The sequence below is a fragment of the Geminicoccus flavidas genome, assembly GCF_009806515.1.
GTDB classification, from domain to species: domain Bacteria; phylum Pseudomonadota; class Alphaproteobacteria; order Geminicoccales; family Geminicoccaceae; genus Geminicoccus; species Geminicoccus flavidus.
In genome coordinates this window covers 1-3509 of the sequence record NZ_WUJP01000386.1, presented here as the reverse complement: position 1 = coordinate 3509, position 3509 = coordinate 1, and the positions used below count along the sequence as shown (strand labels likewise).

At 68.4% G+C, this 3509-nt stretch carries 2 protein-coding genes and 1 pseudogene; 1 reads left to right on the top strand and 2 read right to left on the bottom strand.

Features of this window, described 5'->3' with window-relative positions:
* Positions 1-1644 (top strand): annotated as a pseudogene (locus EQG76_RS10925) (adenylate/guanylate cyclase domain-containing protein); the annotation flags it as partial.
* A gap of 19 nt (positions 1645-1663) precedes the next feature.
* Here EQG76_RS10925 and EQG76_RS10920 read toward each other — a convergent pair.
* Both EQG76_RS10920 and EQG76_RS33410 read right to left on the bottom strand, forming a co-directional pair.
* Positions 1664-2839, bottom strand: a complete 1176-nt coding sequence (locus tag EQG76_RS10920; protein WP_159713287.1) for an acyl-CoA dehydrogenase family protein — start codon at positions 2837-2839, stop codon at positions 1664-1666.
* 293 nt (positions 2840-3132) lie between these two features.
* Positions 3133-3462, bottom strand: coding sequence for a type II 3-dehydroquinate dehydratase (locus tag EQG76_RS33410; protein ID WP_407925528.1), 330 nt, complete (start codon positions 3460-3462; stop codon positions 3133-3135).
* Positions 3463-3509 lie beyond the last annotated feature (47 nt).

The following is a 3509-nucleotide window of genomic DNA, read 5'->3' as shown; positions in this document are numbered from 1 at the left end:
CGGCTCGACTCTGCAGACAAGGCCGCGCTCCAGGGTGCCTCCGTGCTTGGGCAGCGCTTCAACTCGGCGGTGCTGGCCCACGTCCTCGAGCGGCCGGGCTACGTCCCCGACAACCTTGTCGCGCAGCTGCTCGTGCGGCCCCAGCCCGAAGGCGGCTATCTCTTCGCCCATGCGCTGATCCGCGACGCCATTTATGATAGCCTCCTGCGGAACCGGCGCCGCGAGCTACACCGCCGGGCCGCAGCCTGGTTCGCAGAGCGCGATCCGGTCCTCCACGCCGAGCACCTCGACCGGGCAGAGGACCCAGCGGCGGTCCGTGCCTATCTCGCCGCCGCCCGCACGCAGGCAGCCGGCTATCGCTACGAGACGGCGTTGCGGCTGGCCCGGCGTGGCCTTGGGCTCGCGGCCGACTCCGGCCATCGCTCCGCGCTAGCACTCCTTGAGGGTGACATCCTGCATGACCTGGGTGCCATGCCCGAGGCGCTCACGGCCTACGAGCGGGCGCTGGACGGGGCCACAGATGAGAGCGAGCGGTGCCGAGCCTGGATCGGGCTTGCCGCCGTGAAGCGTGTCACTGATGATCTGGAGGCGGCGTTCGCTGACCTGGATCGCGCCGAGGCGGCCGCGGCGGCGCAGGGCCTCCTCGCCGAAGCCGCTCGCGTCCACTACGTACGCGGCAACCTCTTCTTCCCGCGTGGCGACATCACGGGCTGCCTGCGGGAGCATGGGCGTAGCCTGGAGCTCGCGCGTCGTGCTGGGGCACCCGAGCTGGAAGCCGCGGCCTTGGGCGGACTCGGCGACGCCGAATACATGCGCGGCCGGATGATCAGCGCCCACGGGCGGCTCAGCGAGTGCATTGAGCTCTGCCGCCGTCACGGCTTTGGCCGGATCCAGGTTGCCAACTTGGCGCAGGCCGCCCACACGATGGTCTACTTCCGGCCGCAACAGGAGGTGGTGGAGCACGCGTTGGCGGCAGCCCAGGCGGCGGCCCGGGTCGGCCACCTCCGTGCGGAGCTGAACGCTCGGGCCGCGGCCATGTTCGCCCTCTTCAACCTCGACGAGGCAGCAGCATGCCGGGAGCAGGCGGAACGGGGCCAGGCCCTCGTTCGTCGGCTCGGCGCCTGGCGTTTCGAGGCGAGTTGCCTGCGCCATCTCGGCCGATTGGCGCTGCGTGACGCCCAGCGCCGCGAAGCGGTCGCGCTGCTGCGCGAGGCGGTCGAGGTATGCCGGCGAACGGGGATCACCTTCGAAGGGCCTCGCACGCTGAGCGCTCTGGCGCTCGGCGTGGAGGATCGGGAGGAGCGTTGCGCCCTCCTGGCCGAGGGCGAGGCCATCATCCGAGGCGGCTGCGTCGGCCACAACCCGCTGTGGTTCTACCCGGACGCCATCGAGGTCTGCCTCCAGCTCGGCGAGACCGAGGAGGCGGCCCGCCACATAGCGGCGCTCGAGGACTACACCCGGCCGGAGCCACTGCCGTGGGCAGACTTCTACGTCGCCCGCGGACGCGTGCTCACCGCTTGGGGCTGCGGGAAGTGTGACGGCGCGACCAGGGCCGAGCTTGAGCATCTCATCGGCGAGGCTCGTCGCACCCGGCTGCACGTTGCCCTGCCGGCGCTTGAGGCCGCCGCGCGCGCCGCGGCCTAAGCGGGCGGCCCGGGCGGGGTCAGAAGCTCAGCCAGACCCAGTCGTTCTCAAGGCCGAACATCAGCCGTCCCGCCGAGGCGTAGCGGGCGGCGGATTTCGAGGAGTGCTGCAGCAATACGTGGGCATCCCGGAGGTGACGCTGAAACGGCTCCTCCAACCGAATCGCAGCGGTGCCGACCGAGTCGGTCACGAGCCGTACCGCCTCGGCGCAGGCTTCGGCCGCGAAGCACACCGCGAGCTGCAGGCGGATCTTCCCGTCGGCTGTGAGTCCGGCGCCGCTTTCTGCCACCTCATCATAGGCGGCGCTCGCGGCGCGATGGAGAGTATCGCGCGACGCCTCCACCCGGGCCCTGGCCTTACCCATCTGGTACTGCACCAATTGCTGCTCCCGAAGAGGCATCGCGTTGTAGGCCGCAGTCTTTGTCGTACAGAGCCGGGTCCCTTGATCGAGCGCCTCGGCAGCGATGCCGACTGAAACGGTCGCCTCGCTCAGGATGTTGGTCCACGGCCACAACCGGAACAATGGCCCCTCGAACCCGGGCGCTGGGTGACGGAGCGGGCCGACGGGGGCCGTCATCTGGTCCGGCACGAACAGGTCGCGTACGGCGATATCGGCCGATCCGGTACCGCGCATCCCGAGCGTGTGCCAGGTGTCGAGGATCTGGGCGTCGGCACGCGGGAAGAACGCGCCGAAGACCTTTGGCATGCCTGTCGTCGGGTCGACCTTCGGCTGGTCGTGGTCGTCCATCTCTACCGCAGGCATGGCGAGCCACTGGGCGTTGTGGCACCCGCTGGCGAAGGGGACCCGCCCGGTGATGCGCCACCCGCCCTCCGCCCGCGTTGCCGCGGCAGGCGGGTTGAAGGCACCGGCCGTTGCCGGGGGGCCGTCGCGGAACAGCTCACGCGCGCCTTCGGCGGGCAGCCAGGCGGCGTAGGCGGAGATGCCCTGGTTCATCAGCAGGTTCCACGCCGCCGACGAGTCGATCCGGGCGATGGCCTCATAGATCTGCATCGCGTCGACCGGATGGAGCTCAAGCCCACCGTGGGCCTTTGGAGCGTGCATCCCGAACAGCCCGGCCTGGTGCATGGCCTCATACACGACGTCGGAAAGGCGGCGGTCCGCCTCGGCGCGTTGGGCGTGCTCCGCAATGATCGGCTTGATCTGTTCGACCGCTTGTAGAAGGGCCTGACTCATGGCGCCCTCCTTACGTGGAAGCTGGGCCTGTCCACACAGCCCAGGAGGGGACTTATACTACCAGATCCCTACCTTGAGGAAACTCGGCACTAGGTCGTGTTCTCAAACCGTACTGGCTGTCCCAGGTAGGCTCGGAGCGCAACCCGGTTCGAGAACAGGGGCTAGGTAGTGCCAGTCTGGAGCCCGGTCGCAGCCGAGCTTGCCGGCCGTCCGGCACCGGCTGATCGAGCTGTTCCATTGTCCAGGGAACTCCTGCCCGTACTGCAGCAGCAACTTGCGGCTAAACTTGCCTGCTAGAATACCCAGGCAGTGCTAAGGCTCCTTTCCTTTGGCTGGAGGGAGCCCGGCCCCGATGAAGTTCTCGTCATCGAGTGCCATGGCCAACGAGAGGATAGCGGCGGCATAGCTGTACTCGCGCATGCCATCATCACGCCCGTGGCACTGGCGCTGAATGTAGATTGCCAGGGGCCGATCGGCAGACCGCGAGGCGCCGAGGGGGGCGCGACGATGTTCGCGAAGTGCACCTCGACGTAGGGCTTACCCGTCTCAGTGAGTGCGTGTTTGGTGGCTACACCGGCTTCGGTAAGGCCGGCGGGATTGATGATGTACGCATCTGCCGTCAGTGCGCTTGCATGGATGAATTCGAGGATGGCTCCTTCGAAATTAGAGG

Coding starts and splice junctions, on each gene's coding strand:
- EQG76_RS10920 (WP_159713287.1), bottom strand. CDS start 2,839: ATGAGTCAGGCCCTTCTACAAGCGGTCGAACAGATCAAGCCGATCATT.